The organism is Marinimicrobium sp. C2-29, from assembly GCF_038419845.1.
Classification (GTDB): Bacteria; Pseudomonadota; Gammaproteobacteria; order Pseudomonadales; family Cellvibrionaceae; genus Marinimicrobium.
In genome coordinates this window covers 181726-198920 of the sequence record NZ_JBCAQT010000002.1, presented here as the reverse complement: position 1 = coordinate 198920, position 17195 = coordinate 181726, and the positions used below count along the sequence as shown (strand labels likewise).

Annotated in this window: 13 protein-coding genes; 7 read left to right on the top strand and 6 right to left on the bottom strand. The window is 61.5% G+C overall.

Annotation, left to right across the window (positions count from 1 at the left end; genetic code table 11):
- Positions 1–81 precede the first annotated feature (81 nt).
- Entirely contained in the window at positions 82–1320 is a 1239-nt protein-coding gene (locus AAE484_RS02825; RefSeq protein WP_341936815.1) for a pectate lyase family protein, read from the top strand.
- Positions 1321–1366: 46 nt separating this feature from the next.
- Here AAE484_RS02825 and AAE484_RS02820 read toward each other — a convergent pair whose 3' ends face one another.
- From AAE484_RS02820 to def, 5 genes are all read right to left on the bottom strand, one after another.
- On the bottom strand, positions 1367–2812 hold the full coding sequence (locus AAE484_RS02820; protein WP_341936814.1) for a TrkH family potassium uptake protein: 1446 nt from the start codon (positions 2810–2812) through the stop codon (positions 1367–1369).
- Positions 2813–2824: 12 nt separating this feature from the next.
- Entirely contained in the window at positions 2825–4210 is a 1386-nt protein-coding gene (trkA, locus tag AAE484_RS02815; RefSeq protein WP_341936813.1) for a Trk system potassium transporter TrkA, read from the bottom strand.
- A 99-nt stretch (positions 4211–4309) separates the two neighbouring features.
- Positions 4310–5611, bottom strand: coding sequence for a 16S rRNA (cytosine(967)-C(5))-methyltransferase RsmB (gene rsmB / locus AAE484_RS02810; protein WP_341936812.1), 1302 nt, complete (start codon positions 5609–5611; stop codon positions 4310–4312).
- Positions 5608–6585, bottom strand: a complete 978-nt coding sequence (gene fmt / locus AAE484_RS02805; RefSeq protein WP_341936811.1) for a methionyl-tRNA formyltransferase — start codon at positions 6583–6585, stop codon at positions 5608–5610. Before fmt ends, rsmB begins: the two co-directional genes overlap by 4 nt.
- Positions 6586–6618: 33 nt before the next feature.
- On the bottom strand, positions 6619–7128 hold the full coding sequence (gene def, locus AAE484_RS02800) for a peptide deformylase (protein ID WP_341936810.1): 510 nt from the start codon (positions 7126–7128) through the stop codon (positions 6619–6621).
- 188 nt (positions 7129–7316) lie between these two features.
- Between def and AAE484_RS02795 the strand changes: the two genes are divergently transcribed.
- The 4 genes from AAE484_RS02795 (at position 7317) to AAE484_RS02780 (ending at position 13976) form a co-directional block, all read left to right on the top strand.
- On the top strand, positions 7317–8351 hold the full coding sequence (locus AAE484_RS02795; RefSeq protein WP_341936809.1) for a LysM peptidoglycan-binding domain-containing protein: 1035 nt from the start codon (positions 7317–7319) through the stop codon (positions 8349–8351).
- Positions 8352–8424: 73 nt separating this feature from the next.
- Positions 8425–9561 (top strand): DNA-processing protein DprA, encoded by a 1137-nt coding sequence (gene dprA / locus AAE484_RS02790; protein ID WP_341936808.1) that lies wholly within the window; start codon positions 8425–8427, stop codon positions 9559–9561.
- Positions 9562–9621: 60 nt separating this feature from the next.
- The gene (locus AAE484_RS02785; RefSeq protein WP_341936807.1) at positions 9622–10182 is read left to right on the top strand and encodes a Sua5/YciO/YrdC/YwlC family protein; all 561 of its coding nucleotides are present in this window, start codon (positions 9622–9624) and stop codon (positions 10180–10182) included.
- Between the two features lie 212 nt (positions 10183–10394).
- On the top strand, positions 10395–13976 hold the full coding sequence (locus tag AAE484_RS02780) for a family 16 glycoside hydrolase (RefSeq protein WP_341936806.1): 3582 nt from the start codon (positions 10395–10397) through the stop codon (positions 13974–13976).
- Between the two features lie 66 nt (positions 13977–14042).
- On the opposite strand, the gene AAE484_RS02775 is transcribed toward AAE484_RS02780, so the two are convergent.
- Positions 14043–15146: a Gfo/Idh/MocA family protein gene (locus tag AAE484_RS02775; protein ID WP_341936805.1), complete on the bottom strand. Its 1104-nt coding sequence runs from the start codon at positions 15144–15146 to the stop codon at positions 14043–14045.
- A 219-nt stretch (positions 15147–15365) separates the two neighbouring features.
- Here AAE484_RS02775 and hemF point away from each other — a divergent pair, with 219 nt between their 5' ends.
- Together hemF and aroE are read left to right on the top strand one after the other, a co-directional pair.
- Positions 15366–16286: an oxygen-dependent coproporphyrinogen oxidase gene (gene hemF, locus AAE484_RS02770; RefSeq protein ID WP_341936804.1), complete on the top strand. Its 921-nt coding sequence runs from the start codon at positions 15366–15368 to the stop codon at positions 16284–16286.
- Positions 16287–16320: 34 nt separating this feature from the next.
- Positions 16321–17157 carry a shikimate dehydrogenase gene (gene aroE / locus AAE484_RS02765; RefSeq protein WP_341936803.1) on the top strand — a complete coding sequence of 279 codons (837 nt, stop codon included), beginning with the start codon at positions 16321–16323 and terminating at the stop codon, positions 17155–17157.
- Positions 17158–17195: the final 38 nt, after the last annotated feature.

Genomic DNA, 17195 nt, shown 5'->3' with positions numbered 1-17195 from the left:
TTACCACCCGCTACAACCGGAACCCCGCTGTACGTGTTATCCACACTATGTATGGCGGGGTTTTTTGTGAGAGTAATAAAAATGAAAACACTGAATACAATGACGGTTCTGATCGCGACGTTGATGCTCTCTGCCTGCGGCGGATCAAGCGATGACAACCCCAATACCCAGCCCGACTCCTCCAGCTCTTCCGATAATGCCTCTGAAAGTTCATCCGACAGCTCCTCTGAAAGCTCTTCAGAAAGCTCCTCAGAAAGTTCTCAAGAGAGTTCCCAAGCGAGTTCAGAAAGCAGCCTTTCGTCCGAGTCGTCTTCCGAGAGCGCTTCCAGCAGCTCGTCCAGTTCGGAGGACTTATCCGGCGAAGCGCTGTCCTGCGAGCAGGCCAATACCGTGCAGGGCTTTGCGGCAATGGGCAGCGGTACCACCGGCGGTCAGGGCGGTGACGAGATCACGGTCAGTACCGGTAGTGAATTGTCGGCAGCTCTGAGCAATAAAGGCAGCTCACCGCTGACCATTTTTGTCGATGGCACCATCACACCGGACAACTCGTCGGTTCAAAAATTTGATATCAAAGACATGAACGATGTGTCTATCATCGGGGTCGGTAACAATGCGCTGTTCGACGGTATCGGCATCAAAATCTGGCGAGCCAACAACGTCATTATCCGCAATCTGACCATGCGCTATGTGGCCATTGGCGATAAAGATCATATTTCCATTGAGGGCCCGGCCAACAACATCTGGATCGACCACAACGAGTTCTACAATGATCTGAATACTGACAAGGACTTCTACGATGAGTTGGTCAGCGGAAAGAGGGACGTGGATAATGTCACGATTTCCTACAACATTCTGCGGGACAGCTGGAAGACCTCCCTCTGGGGCAGCAGCGATTCCGACAACGCACACCGCAAAATCACCTTTCACGGCAATCACTGGTTGAATGCCAACTCCCGGCTGCCGCTGTTCCGCTTCGGTGAAGGCCATATCTTCAACAACCACTACGAGGGCGTGATCAGCACCGGTATCAATTCCCGCATGGGCGCCACGATAAAAATTGATGGCAATGTGTTTGAAGATTCCAAGAACCCGATCGGCTCTTACTACAGCTCGGAGATCGGCTACTGGGATCTGGGAGACAACCTGTTTGAAAACATCGAATGGGTCGCCGCCTCGGGAAGTGATGTCACCGCCGGCCCCAATCCGGAGTCCACCGTCACCTACAATCCGCCTTATGAGTACGCGCTGGTTCCGCTGGCCGATGTGCGTGCTCACGTCGCCGCCAATGCGGGAGCCGGCGTGATCACGGATTGTCTGTAGACGGTTGCCGAGTGCTTCGCGGTAGCGGTGGGAGGCGTCGCTGGACTCAGCGGCGCCAGAACATGGGGCTGAACAGCACCAACAGTGTGAACACTTCCAGGCGCCCCAGCAGCATGGCGAAGGTCAGAATCCATTTTGCCGGATTACTGATGGCGCCATAGTTGCTGGCGACATCGCCCATTCCCGGGCCCAGGTTGGTAATGCAGGCGCCCACGGCGGAGAAAGACGTCTCCAGATCCAGTCCGGTCATCAACAGCATTAAAAACATCGCGATATACATCACCACATACATGGCGAAAAAACCCCACACCGCTTCAATCACCCGGTCGGGCACGGTGACTTTCCTGATCTTGATGGGAATGATCGCGTTGGGGTGAATCAGGCGGTTGATTTCACGCACGCCCTGCTTGTAGAGCAGCAGCACCCGGATCATCTTCATGCCGCCGCCGGTGGAGCTGGCGCAGCCGCCGAGAAAGGCCAGAATGAACAGCATGTAGGGTAGAAATGAGGGCCAGTTGTTGAAGTCCGAGGCGAACCCGGCGGTGGTCAGAGTCGATGCCAGGTTGTAGAAACCCAGCACAAAGCTGTCCTGCATGGACAGGGTATGACTGAAGTAGAGGTATCCGACGGTGATGATGGTACCGACAATAATCCAGCCAAAATAAAACCGGAACTCGGCGTCCTTGAGGTAGTGCAGCAGGCTCTTTTCCCGCCAGGCGACAAAATGCAGGGCAAAGTTGGCGCCGGCAATCAACATGAACACGGTGCAGATCAGCAGTATGGCCGGGCTGTCAAAGTGGCGCAGGCTGGCGTCGTAGCTGGAGAAGCCGCCGTTGGCGACCGTGGAAAAACTGTGGCCCAGCGCTTCAAACCAGGTCATCCCGGCGAGTTTGTAGGCGACAAAACAGGTGATGGTAAACATCACGTAAATCAGAAACAGCGCTTTGGCGGTTTCGGTAATACGCGGGGTGAGCTTGTTGTCCTTCACCGGCCCCGGCGCTTCGGCCCGATACAGCTGCATGCCGCCGATGCCCAGCAGGGGCAGAATCGCCACGGCGATCACAATAATACCGATTCCGCCCAGCCACTGTAGTTGGTGACGGTAGTAAAGCAGCGAGGGAGGCAAGTTATCCAGCCCGCTGATCACCGTAGCCCCGGTGGTGGTCAGGCCCGAGAGCGATTCGAAAATGGCATCGGTGACCGACAGGTCCGAACCCACGGAAAAATACAGGGGCAGGGCGCCAAACAACCCGAGTACGAACCAGAAGAGCGCGGTAATCAGAAAGCCGTCGCGGGTGCGCAGTTCGGCCTTGCGCCCGCGCGCCGGGAACCAGAAGGCCACGCCCGAGAAAAACGTGATGACAAAGCCGAGCAAAAACGTCAGGTGGTTATGGTCTTGAAACCACACGGAGACGCTGATGGGCACCAACAGCGTCAGGCTGAAGATCATCAACAGCACACCGAGTACCCGCGCAATGGTGGCAAATTGCATAGACGTCCCGGTTTAGAAGAAAGTGAAACCCACCTGGAACAGCTTTTCCAGGTCTCGAATATGTTGTTTCTGCAGCAGGAACACGATCACATGGTCCCCCGGCTCGACCACCAGGTGGTCGTGGGCAATCAACACCTCGCTGCCGTCTTCGCCTTCGCGCACAATCGCCCCGATATTGGCGCCTTCGGGCAGATCGATGTCTTCCAGGGCCCGACCTACGACCTTGGACGATTGGCTGTCGCCGTGGGCAATGAGCTCGATGGCCTCGGCGGCGCCCCGGCGCAGCGAGTGCACATTGACCATGTCGCCCCGGCGCACATGAGTGAGCAGGCTGCCGATGGTGGTGGTCTGGGGCGAGATGGCGATGTCGATCTCGCCCCCCTGCACCAGGTCCACATAGGCCGGGTTGTTGATCAGCGCCATCACCTTGCGCGCACCCAGACGCTTGGCGAGCATTGAGGACATGATATTGGCCTCGTCGTCGTTGGTCAGCGCCAGGAACACATCCGTGTCTTCAATGTTTTCATCCAGGAGCAGATCCTGGTCCGAGGCGTTGCCCTGGAGCACGATACTGCGTTCAAGCTGCTCCGACAGACCCTTGCAGCGCAGCTTGTTCTGCTCGATGACGCGCACGTTGTAGCGGCCTTCCAGTTTTTTTGCCAGCCGCAGGCCGATATTGCCGCCGCCGGCGATCATGATGCGCTTGTAGGCGGTTTCCAGTCGGCGCAGTTCGCTCATGACCGCGCGGATATCGGCCTTGGCGGCAATGAAAAAGACCTCGTCATCGGCTTCGATCAGGGTCGACCCGGTGGGCATGATGGCGCGATTGCGCCGGTAGATGGCCGCGACCCGGGTATCGACATTGGGCATGTGCTTGCGCAGAAAACGCAGCTCCTGGCCCACCAGCGGCCCGCCGTGGTAGGCCTTGACCGCCACCAGCTGGGCCTTGCCCTCGGCAAAGTCCAGCACCTGCAGGGCGCCGGGCTGATCGATCAGGCGGGAGATGTAGTCCGATACCAGCTGTTCCGGGCTGATCAGCACGTCGATGGGGATGGCGCTCTCGGTGAACAGCTTGTCGTAGGTCAGGTAGGCGTTGGAGCGCACCCGGGCAATTTTGGTGGGTGTGCGGAACAGGCTATGGGCGATCTGGCAGGCCACCATGTTGATTTCGTCATTGCTGGTGACCGCCACCAGCAGGTCGGCATCTTCAATACCGCCCTGTACCAGGATGTCCGGGTGGGAACCCTCACCGGTGACCACCCCGATGTCGATCCGGTCGCGCAGCTCGCGCAGGCGCACCTCGTTGGTGTCGATCACGGTAATGTCATTGGCTTCGCTGGCGAGGTGTTCCGCCAGGCTGCCGCCTACCTGTCCGGCCCCGAGAATGATGATTTTCATAGGCTAGCTGTCGGCATTGTTGTTCACATGGCCTCTGATATGCGTCAAAGCGTGTAGTTTGCCTCAATTAAGGCGACATTTCTCGCCAAATTGCCCCGTTTACCCCATTTCCTTGGTCAAACGGGCGTAATAAAAGCCGTCGTGACCCGTCTCGGCGGGAAGAAGCTGACGCCCGCAGGGCTGCCCCAGACCCCAGTCGGCCTCCAGCGCCGGGCAGCGCGCGTCGCTCTGGCGCCCGACAAAGGCGGCGACGACCTCGGTGTTCTCCTCGGGCATGACCGAGCAGGTGGCGTACAGCAGCTGGCCTCCCGGGGCCAATAGCGGCCAGAGCGCGTCCAGCAGGCGGCCCTGCAGCTGTGCCAGCTTGGTGATTTCCGCCGGGTTGCGCAGCAGCTTGATGTCCGGTTGTCGGCGGATGATGCCGGTGGCCGAGCAGGGTGCATCCAGCAGAATGCGGTCAAAGGGAGTGCCGTCCCACCAGTCTGCAGTTTGGCCGGCATCGCCACAGATCACGGTGGCCTCGCGGCCCAGTCGGGCGAGGTTTTCCCGCACCCGCTCCAGGCGCCGCGCTTCGCTGTCCAGCGCCACCACCTCGGTCAGTTGCGGTTCGGCTTCCAGTATATGGCCGGTCTTGCCGCCCGGGGCGCTGCAGGCGTCCAGTACCCGCTGTCCCGGGGCGAGGTTCAGCAGGGGCGCGCTCAGTTGGGCGGCTTCGTCCTGCACACTCACGCCCCCCTCGGCAAACAGTGGCAATTGACGTACATCGCAGGGGGTATGCAATGTAATGCCCACCGGACTGAAGGCGCAGGGTTGGGCGTCGATCTCCAGCTCGGCCAGCCGCGCCAGATACGCCTCCCGGCTCTGATGGGCCGGATTCAGGCGCAGGGTCAGCGGCGGGTGGCCGTTGTTGGCGTTGACGATGGCGTCCACCTGCTCGGGCCAGGCTTTTTTCAGGCGCTGCAGTAGCCAGTGAGGGTGAGCGCTTACAAACTCTGTGCGGTTGGCGAGTTGGGCATCCAGACTCTCGCGCTCGCGCTGGAAGCGGCGCAGCACACCGTTGAGCAGGCGTGTCGCCCAGGGCTTTTTCAGCTCCCGGGCGCACTCGACCGTGGCGCCAATGGCGGCGTGATCGGGAATGCGGGTGTGGGTCAGTTGGTACAGACCAAGCAGCAGCAGCGCCTGAATATCGCCGTCTTTGGCCTTCAGTGGCTTGTCCAGCAGCTTGCTCAGGTAGGCGTCCAGGCGCGGGTACCAGCGCAGCGAGCCGTAGCACAGCTCCTGCAGCAGCGGGCGGTCCCGCTCCGGGACCTTTTCCTGGTAGGTCGGCATCAGGCTTGAAAGCGAGCCTTTCTGGCGCAGCAGGTCGGCCAGCAGGCGGGCGGCGGCGGTACGGACTTTCACGTGTCGGTCTCCAGCGATTCTCCGACCTGAAACAGGTCCGGTCGGCCGCGCAGCAGCTCTTCCACCGTCATGGCGCGCTTGCCGGGCAGTTGCAGGGTGTGAATCTGCAGCTGACCCCGGCCGCAGGCGACCGTCAGTCCGTGTTTGTCCAGATTGCACACGGTACCGGGGGGTTCGGAGGCGTCCTCCGCCACAGCGGTAGCCGACCAGACGCGGATGGGGTCGCCGCTACCGGCGCGCTTGAAATGCGCAATCGGAAAGGGGTTGAAGGCGCGCACTTTTCGTTCCAGGGCCTCGTTGGACTGGTGCCAGTCCAATGCGGCTTCGGCTTTGGTGATCTTGGGCGCATAGCAGCTGTCGCGCTCATCTTGTGTCTCGGGCTGAGCCCGGCCCTCAGCCAATTGCGTCAGCGCCTCTCGCAGGGCCGGCCCGCCCAGTGTCGCCAGCCGGTCGTGCAGATCACCCGCGGTATCGGTGGGCTCGATCGGGCAGGTCGCCTTGACCAGCATGGCGCCGGTATCCAGGCCTTCGTCCATCTGCATGATGGTCACACCGGATTCGCGGTCGCCGGCTTCAATAGCCCGCTGAATGGGCGCGGCTCCGCGCCAGCGCGGCAGCAGCGAGGCGTGCACATTGATGCAGCCCAGGCGCGGCGTCTCCAGAATGGCCTTGGGCAGCAGCAGGCCGTAGGCCACCACCACCAGAATATCGGCCTCCAGCGCGGCCAGCTCGGCCCGGGCTTCCGGGGCCTTCAGGCTGGCGGGCTGATACACCGGCAGCCCCTCGGCCAGAGCCAGCTCCTTGACGGGGCTGGCGTGGAGCTTCTTGCCGCGCCCGGCCGGGCGGTCGGGCTGTGTGTAAACGCCCACTAACTGATGCTCGCTGGCGAGCAGCGCGCGCAGGTGATGGGCGGCAAAGTCGGGCGTGCCCGCGAACACAAGGCGCAGGCCGCCGCGATGACTGGTTTCAGGCATGGCGTATCGGAGTCGGTTGTCGGGGCCTGCAGATCAGGCCCGCAGGCGGTGTTCTTTTTCCAGCTTTTTGCGGATGCGCTGGCGCTTGACCGGCGAGATGTAGTCCACGAACAGCTTGCCGTTGAGGTGATCCAGCTCGTGCTGAATGCACACCGCCAGCAGCCCATCCGGCTCCAGGCTGAACGGCTGGCCATCTCGCCCGATGGCATCCACCCGGACTTTTTCCGGGCGTTTCACGGTTTCATAGAAACCGGGTACGGACAGGCAGCCCTCGTCGTACTCGCGCAGGGTCTCCTCGTCCAGCACCGTCACCTCCGGGTTGATGAACACCATCGGCTGGCTCTGGTCTTCGCTCACGTCGATCACCACCACGCGTTCGTGCACATTGACCTGGGTAGCGGCCAGGCCGACGCCGGGAGCGGCGTACATGGTCTCGAACATGTCATCCACCAGCTGGCGGATGCGTTCGTCGACCTGAGCCACGGGTTTGGCCACCGTGCGCAGACGCGGATCGGGAAATTCCAGAATATCGAGTTTCGCCATAATCTTTGTGACAAACTTCTAGTAAAGAAATAAAAAGCGCTGCTAACATGATGATCGCACAGTGTTTACTTGCTATGCTTCAACTATCGCGCTAACGTTTGCCGGAGGCAGAATAATAACCTCCGGCGCTGCTTTGGGATTATAACCGGTTAAGCACTTCCGGGCCTAACAATACAGGATCGGTTTCTATGAAAAAGTTGATGCTCGCGCTCCTGCTGGCACCGATGCTGGCGTTGGTCAGCTGGGCCCAGGATGCGTCTTTCCGCAGTGATCACCCGGAAGAATACACCGTCCAGAAGGGCGACACCCTCTGGGACATCTCCAATACCTTTCTCAACACGCCCTGGCTCTGGCCCGAAATCTGGCACGTCAATGAGCAGATCGAGAACCCCCACCTGATCTACCCCGGCGATGTGATTTACCTGGTGTACGTCGATGGCAAGCCCCGTCTGACCCGGGATCGCCCGGTCAAAATGGCACCCGGCGTCACCGACCTGGATCCCAGCGTCCGGGTACTGCCCAAGGATGATGCCATCAGCACCATCCCCCTGGATCGGGTCAACACCTTCCTGTCCCGCAGCCGCGTGGTCACCGAAGAGCAGCTGGAGTCGGCCCCCTACATGCTGGCGGGCCCGGAGGAGCGCCTGATCGTTGGTGCCGGCGACAGAGCCTACGCTCGCGGCGACTTTGAAGGAGACTTCCGCAACTACGGCGTCTACCGCAAAGAAGAGCGGTTCCGCGACCCGGAAACCGGTGAATACCTGGGCACCCACGCCAAGAACATCGGCGCCGTGCGTCTGGGGACCGAAGAGGGCGATGTGGCCCGCGTCAAGGTCACCCGCTCGATGGAAGAGGTACGCATGGGCGATCGTCTTCTGCCCAGCGAAGAGCGCTCGATCGATCCCAACTTTTACCCCAGCGCCCCGGATGACGAGATCAACGCCCTGATCATGGCCGTTGAGGGCGGCGTGTCCCAGGTGGGCAAGATGGATGTGGTGATGGTCAACCGGGGTGAGCGCGAAGGCCTGCTGGTCGGCAATGTCCTGGCGGTGCACAAGCGCGGCGAAACCACCCGCGACCCGGTCACCGGCGAGCGGGTGACCCTCCCGGACGAGCGCGCCGGCCTGGTGATGATTTTCCGCACCTTCGAGAAAATGAGCCTGGCGCTGGTGCTTGAAGCCGAGCGCCCCCTGGCGGTCAACGACAAACTGCTCAACCCCTGACGCGCAACAAGTTACATTGGAACACCGGCGACTCCTTCGGGAGCCGCGCTTTCAGGATGAAAGAGGAACCGACATGGACGCAACCCACCACGCCCACCTTGTACTCCAACGACTGCCCCGTGCCGGCGCCTCCGCCCGAGCCCGACTGGTGGAGCACTTCGGCTCCGCCCAGCGGGTGCTGGAGCAATCCGCCCCGGACCTGGCCCCCTGGCTCGAGGCCGAAGCGCGCGAGGCCCTGGCCGACTATCAGGATCACCTCTCCAGGAGCGCCCTCGGGGAACAGGTCCAGCGCGATCGGGACTGGCTGGCGCAGCACCCGGACGTACAATTGTTGGCGCTGGAAGAAGACGCCTATCCGCCCCTGCTCAAGGAAATCCGGCGGGCGCCGCCCCTACTGTATGTGCGCGGTGACCTGACCGCCCTGAGTCTGCCCCAGCTGGCCGTGGTCGGCAGCCGCAACCCCTCCACTGGCGGACGCGACAATGCCCGGCAGTTCTCCGCCTTTCTCGCCGCGCGCGGCTTTGCGATCACCAGCGGTCTGGCGCTGGGCGTCGACGGCTTCGCCCACGCCGGAGCCCTGGACGCCGAGGGCGTGACGCTCGGGGTGATGGGCACCGGCATCGACCGGGTGTACCCGGCCCGGCACCGGCGCCTGGCCGATCAGATGCTGGCCCAGGGCGGCGCCCTGATTTCGGAATTCCCTCTTGGGCTCGGCCCCCAGGCCTCCCACTTCCCCCAGCGCAACCGCATCATCAGCGGCCTCTGCGGGGGAACCCTGGTTGTGGAAGCGGCCCTGAAAAGCGGCTCCCTCATCACGGCGCGCTTTGCCCTGCAACAGAACCGCGAGGTATTCGCCATCCCCGGCTCCATTCACAACCCCCTGGCGCGGGGCTGCCACCGCCTGATTCGCGAAGGCGCCACCCTGGTGGAAACCGCTCGCGATATCGTCGAGCAGCTGGGCGGGTATCTGGGATATCAGGGCGAGTTGTTTGCCGATGAATCGGCTGCGTCAGAATTGCCGGGCCTGAATGACGAGGAGCGTGCCGTGGTCAAGGCACTCGGCTACGACCCTCAGGATCTCGACAGTCTGGCTCAGCACAGCAACCTGGACGTGGGAACACTGTCCGCCCACCTGGTCGGGTTGCAGTTGAAGGGGGTGGTGAGTGAAACCGCGTCGGGGTTTGTTCGGGTAGCGTCTGGTTCTGGTTGAGTTCATCCCTTGGCTGGGTTAGATTCGCGTCTCCAAGTGAGTCCCTCAAGAGAGGTAAGAATGGACTGGTCCCGCAACCCCCGCATTCAACGCGCCGCTCAGCTTATGCAGGCGGGCGGCGTGATCGCTTATCCCACCGAGGCCGTCTGGGGATTGGGGTGCGACCCCGACAACCCGAGGGCGGTGGCGCGCCTGCTTGCGCTCAAGCAGCGCCCCTGGGAGAAGGGGCTGATTCTGGTGGCCGCCCGTATTGAGCAGTTTGCCCCCCTGATTGACCGCCTGGACAAGGGATTGCAGCAACAACTGCGCGAGACCTGGCCCGGACCGGTGACCTGGTTGGTGCCCACCGCCGGGCTGGTGCCAGGCTGGATCTCCGGCCGCTTCGAGTCGGTGGCCCTGCGGGTGACCGATCATCCGGTGGCGGCGGGGCTCAGTCTCGCCTTCGGTGGGCCCATTGTCTCGACCTCCGCCAACCCGGCCGGTGGTGCTCCCGCACGTACCGCGCTTCAGGTCCACCGGTATTTTCGGAACCGTCTGGACGATATTACGCCGGGTCAGGTGGGTCACCGGACACAGCCATCCGACATTCGAGACTTGCTTACGGGCGACATTATCCGCTAACCGGCGATTCGCCGGTCAATTGCGGTCATGGGTTCACGGCGTGTCTGGAGCCCCTGTAGGGGCCAAACGCCGGACTTTCTTGGCGAAGCTTCTTGCATACGTATTCAATCGATTGCAAAAGGTGTAGTGTGGTATTTTCGGCGTCTTTCCCCGAACTCGGCCCGCTTTCTCAGGCGTCGCTGATCGATCGAATAAAATAATCGGAGCGTCCCATGAATCGTCCTTTCACCTTTTACCGCACCGGCCTGCTGGCTAGCGCCCTGAGCAGCCTGTTGCTGGCCCAAGGCTGCCAGAAAACCGAACCGGCTCCCGAATTCCAGGCCGCCAATCCGGCGACCCTTACTGGCGAAATGATCGCCTTTCGCTCCACCCTCGACAACCGCGCCCGCATGCTGACCCTGAGCCAGCCCGACGACATCAAGCTGGCGTACGATGTCGAAACCGGCCACTTGCACCAGGCCTGGCAGGGCACGGTCCACTTTACCGGCGCCGTGTTTGACACCCGCCACGGACCACAGCCGGTCTCGGAAGGGGCTCTGTACCTGACCCAGGACGCACGGTGGCAGACCGAAGGTGCCAGTGTGCGCTATGGTGGCCATCGTTACTCCGGCGATCAACCGGTCCTTCGCTATGACATCGAGGGTGAGGACTGGAGTGCCACCGTGTGGGAAAAGCCCAGCGCCCGGCTGGAAGAAGGCAGGCTGATCATTTCTCGGGAGTTTGCCGTCAATGGTCTGCCCACAGGGCTGGACCTGACCCTGACCGGGTTGGCAGAGTCGGCCGATCAGACACTGGTCGGCAGCGGGGAGTGGAAGGGCAGCCAGACTCTGCGGCTGAAAAACGGCGTGACTCAAGTGCAGCGTACCTTCATTGACCCGACCCGTGTCGAGCGCCCCGACGAGGCAGGTGAGGGCGACCACCCCGGCCAGACGTTGGTCGAGGGCAGTGACTGTGCCGCTTGCCATAACCCTGAAATCAAGACCGTTGGCCCCTCCTACCAGTCCATTGCCGAACGCTATGACAATACCCAGGAAAACCGGGCGATGCTGGCCGAGAAGATCATTCTCGGGGGCGCTGGCAATTGGGGTGAAGTACCCATGAGTCCGCACCCGGACCTCAGCCAGGAAGATGCTGAGCAGATGGTCGACTACATCTTCTCCCTGCAGGAAGAGACGGAGGGAGAGACCCGTTGGAATCTTGATCAGCCGTCCACCGACACACTGGAGCTGGTGGCTGAAACCCCCGCCGATGCCAGTGGTGAGGGAGCGCTGGTGTACCGCCACCACTTCAGTGGCGATCAACCCAATATTGAGAGCCTGCGCGGCAGCGCCCCGTCCGAAGTGGCCCGGGTCTCGCGCATTCACTTCCCGGATAAGGCTTCTTTCAAACCGCTGGATCTACGCTTCGCTTTGCAGGTAAAGACCCACCTGAAGATCGATGAGGCATTGGAGACCGAGTTGCGCCTGATCAGTGATGATGGCGCGGTGGTGTACCTGAACGAAAAACGGCTGATCGACAGCTGGGGTTTCCATGGCCCCGAGCCGGAAGATGCCAGTGTAAGCCTGGAGCCGGGCCTGCACGCTCTGGAGTTAATCCACTTCCAGAGCCACGGTGGTGCGACCCTGTCGATGCAGTGGCGCAATCCCGAAACCGGCGAGTTTGAAATCATTCCGGCAAAGATGTTGCAGATTCAGGCGGCGGATCGCCGGGAGGTGGTACCGGTGATTACCGATCCGGAGCGGGTCAAAACCATTCCCGGCGACCAGACCAAAGTCGCCGGTGTGCACCCGGCATTCGATCGATTTCAGGCCCGCCCGGATGAGTTTGAACCCATGGTCGGCGGCATTGATTTTCTGCCCGATGGCCGGATGGTCATCACCACCTGGGACCCGGAAGGCTCGGTCTACATCGTCAGCGACTACGATCAGGGCCCGGAACAGGCCAGCGTCAAACGTATCGCCCGGGGCCTGGCCGAACCGCTCGGCGTGAAGGTCGTGGACGGCGATATCTACGTTCTGCAAAAGCAGGAACTGACCCGCCTGGAAGATGTGAATGGCGATGAGATCATCGATGTCTACCACACGGTGTCCGCCGACTGGTCAGTGACCGACAACTTCCACGAGTTCGCTTTCGGCCTGGAATACAAAGACGGTTACTTCTACGGCACCCTGGCCACCGCGATTCTGGCCGGTGGAGCCAGCGCCGACCCTCAGGCGCCGGATCGTGGCAAGGCCATCAAAATCCGTAAAAGCGACGGGGAGGTCGAGTTTATTGCCCACGGGCTGCGCACCCCGAACGGCATTGGCTTTGGTGTGGATGGCGAGCTGTTTATTGCCGACAACCAGGGCGACTGGCTGCCATCCAGTAAGATTGTCGAACTGACGCCGGGGGCCTGGTACGGCTCGCGCTCGGTGGACTTCGAAGGCACCGCCGATCTGACCGAAACCAAACCGGTGGTCTGGCTGCCCCAGGACGAAATCGGCAATTCCCCCAGTGAGCCGGCGCCTCTGAACGTCGGTCCCTATCAGAATCAGATGATTCACGGTGAAGTGACCCACGGCGGTATCAAGCGCGTCTACGCCGAGCGGGTGAACGGACGTTTGCAGGGGGCGGTGTTCCGTTTCATCCAGGGGCTGGAAGCCGGGGTCAACCGTCTCGACTGGGCCTCAGACGGTGCGTTGATCGTCGGTGGCGTCGGTAATCCGGGCAACTGGGCCGATGGTGAAAAACAGTGGTACGGGCTGGAGCGTCTGGTCTACAACGGCGAGACCGCTTTTGAAATGCTCAGCGTCAGCGCCCGCTCCGACGGCTTTGTGATTGAGTTTACCGAGCCGGTGAAGGCGGGCCAGAACATTGGCCCTGAAGATTTTGAGATTCTTCAGTGGTATTACGAGCCCACCGCTGAGTACGGCGGTCCGAAAAAGAACGTCACCGAGTTGCCGGTGGAGGGCTTTGCCCTATCGGAGGACCGCAAGCGGGTGAGCTTCAGGCTCGGCGGGCTCAAGCCCGACCATGTGGTGTATTTCCGCATCGCAAGGCCCTTTGTCAGTGAGACTGACAACAGCCTGTGGACCACCGAAGCCTGGTACACCCTCAATGCCCTTCCCGAAGACCAACCGGTGGAGCTTGAGGGGCGTCAACCCCAGCACAATCAACTGACCGATGCCGAACAGGCCGAAGGCTGGAAACGGCTCTTTGATGGTGAAACCCTGAATGGGCTGCGCAATTACAATGCTGACACCCTTGGTGAGCGCTGGGTGGTAGAGGGTGGCACTCTGCATATGCAGGCCAACGATGGTCGTCCCGGCGGGGATCTGGTGATCACCGACGCGCCGCTGACGAGTTTCGAGCTCTACCTGGAGTGGAAGCTGGCGCGCAACGGCAATAGCGGCATCATCTACAGCGTGGATGAATCCCCGGAGTTGGAGGCGCCCTACATGAGTGGCCCCGAGTATCAACTGCTGGACAACATCGGTCACCCGGACAGTGAAATCTATACCCATCGGGCCGCCGATCTGTACGACCTGATTGCCGCCGAGCCGGTCACCGTCAATCCGGCGGGTGAGTGGAACCGCACCCGTCTGGTGGTCGACGACGGACGTATTGAACACTGGCTCAATGGTTTTAAAGTTGTGGAAACCGAGATGGGTACACCCGAATGGGAGACTATGATCGCCGAGAGCAAGTTTGCCGACTGGGAGGCTTTTGCGGCGACCCCGGAGGGGCATGTTGTTCTCCAGGATCACGACGACCCGGTGTGGTTTCGCAACATCAAGTTGCGAGAATTGCCGTAAAAGTTGGGTGACGGCGGGTATGGCCAAAGGCCGCACCCGCGGTCACCCAACCCGTTCACCTAATCGCTACAACTCAATCCGCTTGCCATCCTCGCGGGCGGATCTGAAAATCGCCTGGACAATACGGATGTCGCGCAGGCCTTCCTCGCCGGGCACGATCACCGGCTTGTCCTGCAGAATCGCCAGAGCGTCGTTGTCCATCTGCCGCGCCTGCTGATCGGCGATTTCCTTGTCCAGCTTGCGCCCGTCGCTGGTTTCGCCCTGTACTCCGGTGTAGTTGGACATGGGTTTGAGAAAGTAGGAGCCCTCCGCGCAGGTCACTTCCAGTCTGTTGCCCGATTTGACGAAGCTGGTCATACATTCGGCCACTGCGCCCTCGGGAAACTCCAGGGTGAAATGGGTGGTGGAGTCCACCTCGGTAAACACCTCGGGATGGGTCACTTCATGGCGGCCCGATACCGCCACCGGCTCCCGGCCCACCGCATAGCGCGAGCCGTTCAGAGGATACACGCCCATGTCGTACATGGCGCCGCCGCCCATCTCGGCGCGCATCCGCCAGTTGTCTGGCGAGCGATTTTCCCCGCCTGAATAGGCCGCGACCGCCTCGACCCGCTCGATCGCGCCGTAGGGGCGTTCTTTGGCAAACTGCATCACCGTCCGGGTATTGGGCTCGTGCTGCATCCGGTAGCCGATGCTCAACTTGACCTTGTTTTTGCGGCAGGCGTCGATAATTGTCTGACACTCCTCTTCGGTCATGGCCATGGGCTTTTCACACCAGACGTGTTTGCCGGCGTTGGCGCCAATCACCGAGTACTTCATGTGCAGGCTGGTGGGCGTGACCACATAGATGACGTCGATATCCGGGTTGTCGGCGATGGTATGCATGTTCTCGTAGTTGTAGACGTTGGCGTCCTTGATGCCGTATTTTTCCTGCCACTCCGGGATTTTTCCGGGGCTGCCGGTGACGATTCCGCGCAGTTCGCAGTGTTGGGTCAATTGCAATCCGGGCGCCAACTGGGTCGAGCTGTAATTGCCCAGCCCGACCAGGGCGACGCCGAGCTTGCGCGAAGGCTTGCCGAGCAGGTGGGGCGACCAGCCGGAAGAGAGCAGGGCGGTGGAGGCGCCCAGGCCCTGCAGGAAGCGGCGCCGGTTGAAAGCGGAATGAGACATGACAAACCTCCGGTGTAGGGTGGGCTCCGCCCACCTTGACGGTTATTTGTACCTCGGATGGTGGGCAAAGCCCACCCTACGGGTTGTATTGGATGTTGTGACCCGGTCAGGGAATCATTCTGACCATAACCCAGGATGGATCACTCTGGCCATGAATTTCGCCTCGGCAAGCCGCGGCGAGTACAATGGGCTTTTTGTTCAGACCGCGAGGCGGATTTCATGGCCACTGATACAGCCCACGACAAGCAGGCCGTCAAAGACTACCTGCTCGGACTTCAGGATCACATCTGCCGCGAGCTGGAAGCCGAAGACGGCACCGGCCGGTTCCGGGAAGACAGCTGGGAACGAGAGCAGGGCGGCGGTGGCCGCTCGCGGGTGCTGACCGAGGGGGCCGTGATCGAAAAGGGCGGCGTCAACTTCTCCCATGTGTTTGGCGCGCAGATGCCCGCCTCGGCCACCGCGCACCGGCCCGAGCTGGCGGGGCGCTCGTTCGAGGCCATGGGGGTGTCCCTGGTGATCCATCCCTACAACCCGAACATTCCCACCAGTCACGCCAACGTGCGCTTCTTTATTGCCGAAAAGCCGGACGCCGAGCCGGTCTGGTGGTTTGGCGGCGGCTATGACCTGACCCCCTTTTACGGCAACGAGGAGGACTGCCGGCATTGGCACCGCACGGCGCGCGATGCCTGCGCCCCCTTTGGCGATAACATCTACCCCTTCTTCAAAAAATGGTGCGATGATTACTTTTACCTCAAGCACCGCGACGAGCCCCGGGGCATCGGCGGGCTCTTCTTTGATGACTTCAACGAATTGGGCTTTGAGCGCAGCTTCGCTCTGATGCGGGCGGTGGGCGACAGCTACGTGCCCGCCTACCGCCCGATCGTGGCCCGGCGCAAGGGCGAGGCGTACACTGAGCAGCAGCGCGATTTTCAGCTCTACCGCCGGGGTCGCTATGTGGAATTCAATTTAGTGTATGATCGCGGAACACTCTTTGGACTGCAGACCGGGGGGCGCACCGAGTCCATCCTGATGTCACTGCCACCGCTGGTGCGCTGGGACTACGATTGGCAACCCGAGCCCGGCAGCGCCGAGGCCGCGCTCACCGAACATTATCTGCAGCCCAGAGACTGGATAGAATGAGGCCGGATCGAATAATAATAGTTGGATCGATGTTATGACAGACACCTATGCCGTGTTCGGCAACCCCATAAACCACAGCAAATCTCCCTATATTCACCGCCACTTCGCGGAGCAGACCGGCGAACCGATCGCCTACACCAAACAGCAGGTGCCCGAGGGCGAATTCGAACCGGCGGCGGAGACCTTCTTCGCCCAGGGGGGCAAAGGGCTCAATGTGACCGTGCCGTTCAAGCTCGACGCCTATCGCTACGCGGCGCGCCTGACTCCCCGTGCGCGCCGGGCCGGTGCGGTCAATACCCTGGCGCTGGAGCCCGATGGCACCGTGCTGGGCGACAACACCGACGGCATCGGCATGGTCAATGACATGCACAATCTGGGCTGGGAGCTGGCCGGTAAACGGGTGCTGATACTCGGTGCCGGCGGCGCGGTGCGCGGCATACTGCCACCGCTGATGGAGCAGAAACCGGCCTCGCTCACCATCGCCAACCGGACCCTGCACAAGGCCGAACAGCTGGCCAAGGGCTTTGCCGATCTGGGGGCGATTACCCCGGCGGGGTTCGAATCGCTCGAAGGACAGCAGTTTGATCTGGTGATCAATGGCACCTCGGCCAGTCTCGGGGGCGACCTGCCACCGCTGCCGGAGTCACTGCTGGCCCCCGGCGCCTGTTGCTACGATCTGATGTACGGCGCCGAGCCGACCGTGTTTTTGCAGTGGGCCGAGGCCCACGGCGCGGAAAAGCGCGCCGATGGACTGGGCATGTTGGTGGGGCAGGCGGCCGAATCCTTTTACCTCTGGCGGCAGATCAGGCCCGAGGTGATCCCGGTGATTACCGAGCTGCGCCGTAAATTGAGTGCCAAAAAAGGGGCATAATCCGCGCCCCATTTACGGTATGATAAATCGCATAATCG

What these genes read in the sequence shown, in the direction of transcription:
- AAE484_RS02785 (WP_341936807.1), top strand. Translation starts at nt 9,622, where the DNA reads ATGGACTGGTCCCGCAACCCCCGCATTCAACGCGCCGCTCAGCTTATG.
- trkA (WP_341936813.1), bottom strand. Translation starts at nt 4,210, where the DNA reads ATGAAAATCATCATTCTCGGGGCCGGACAGGTAGGCGGCAGCCTGGCG.
- AAE484_RS02825 (WP_341936815.1), top strand. Translation starts at nt 82, where the DNA reads ATGAAAACACTGAATACAATGACGGTTCTGATCGCGACGTTGATGCTC.
- dprA (WP_341936808.1), top strand. Translation starts at nt 8,425, where the DNA reads ATGGACGCAACCCACCACGCCCACCTTGTACTCCAACGACTGCCCCGT.
- AAE484_RS02775 (WP_341936805.1), bottom strand. Translation starts at nt 15,146, where the DNA reads ATGTCTCATTCCGCTTTCAACCGGCGCCGCTTCCTGCAGGGCCTGGGC.
- def (WP_341936810.1), bottom strand. Translation starts at nt 7,128, where the DNA reads ATGGCGAAACTCGATATTCTGGAATTTCCCGATCCGCGTCTGCGCACG.
- hemF (WP_341936804.1), top strand. Translation starts at nt 15,366, where the DNA reads ATGGCCACTGATACAGCCCACGACAAGCAGGCCGTCAAAGACTACCTG.
- AAE484_RS02780 (WP_341936806.1), top strand. Translation starts at nt 10,395, where the DNA reads ATGAATCGTCCTTTCACCTTTTACCGCACCGGCCTGCTGGCTAGCGCC.
- AAE484_RS02795 (WP_341936809.1), top strand. Translation starts at nt 7,317, where the DNA reads ATGAAAAAGTTGATGCTCGCGCTCCTGCTGGCACCGATGCTGGCGTTG.
- aroE (WP_341936803.1), top strand. Translation starts at nt 16,321, where the DNA reads ATGACAGACACCTATGCCGTGTTCGGCAACCCCATAAACCACAGCAAA.
- fmt (WP_341936811.1), bottom strand. Translation starts at nt 6,585, where the DNA reads ATGCCTGAAACCAGTCATCGCGGCGGCCTGCGCCTTGTGTTCGCGGGC.
- AAE484_RS02820 (WP_341936814.1), bottom strand. Translation starts at nt 2,812, where the DNA reads ATGCAATTTGCCACCATTGCGCGGGTACTCGGTGTGCTGTTGATGATC.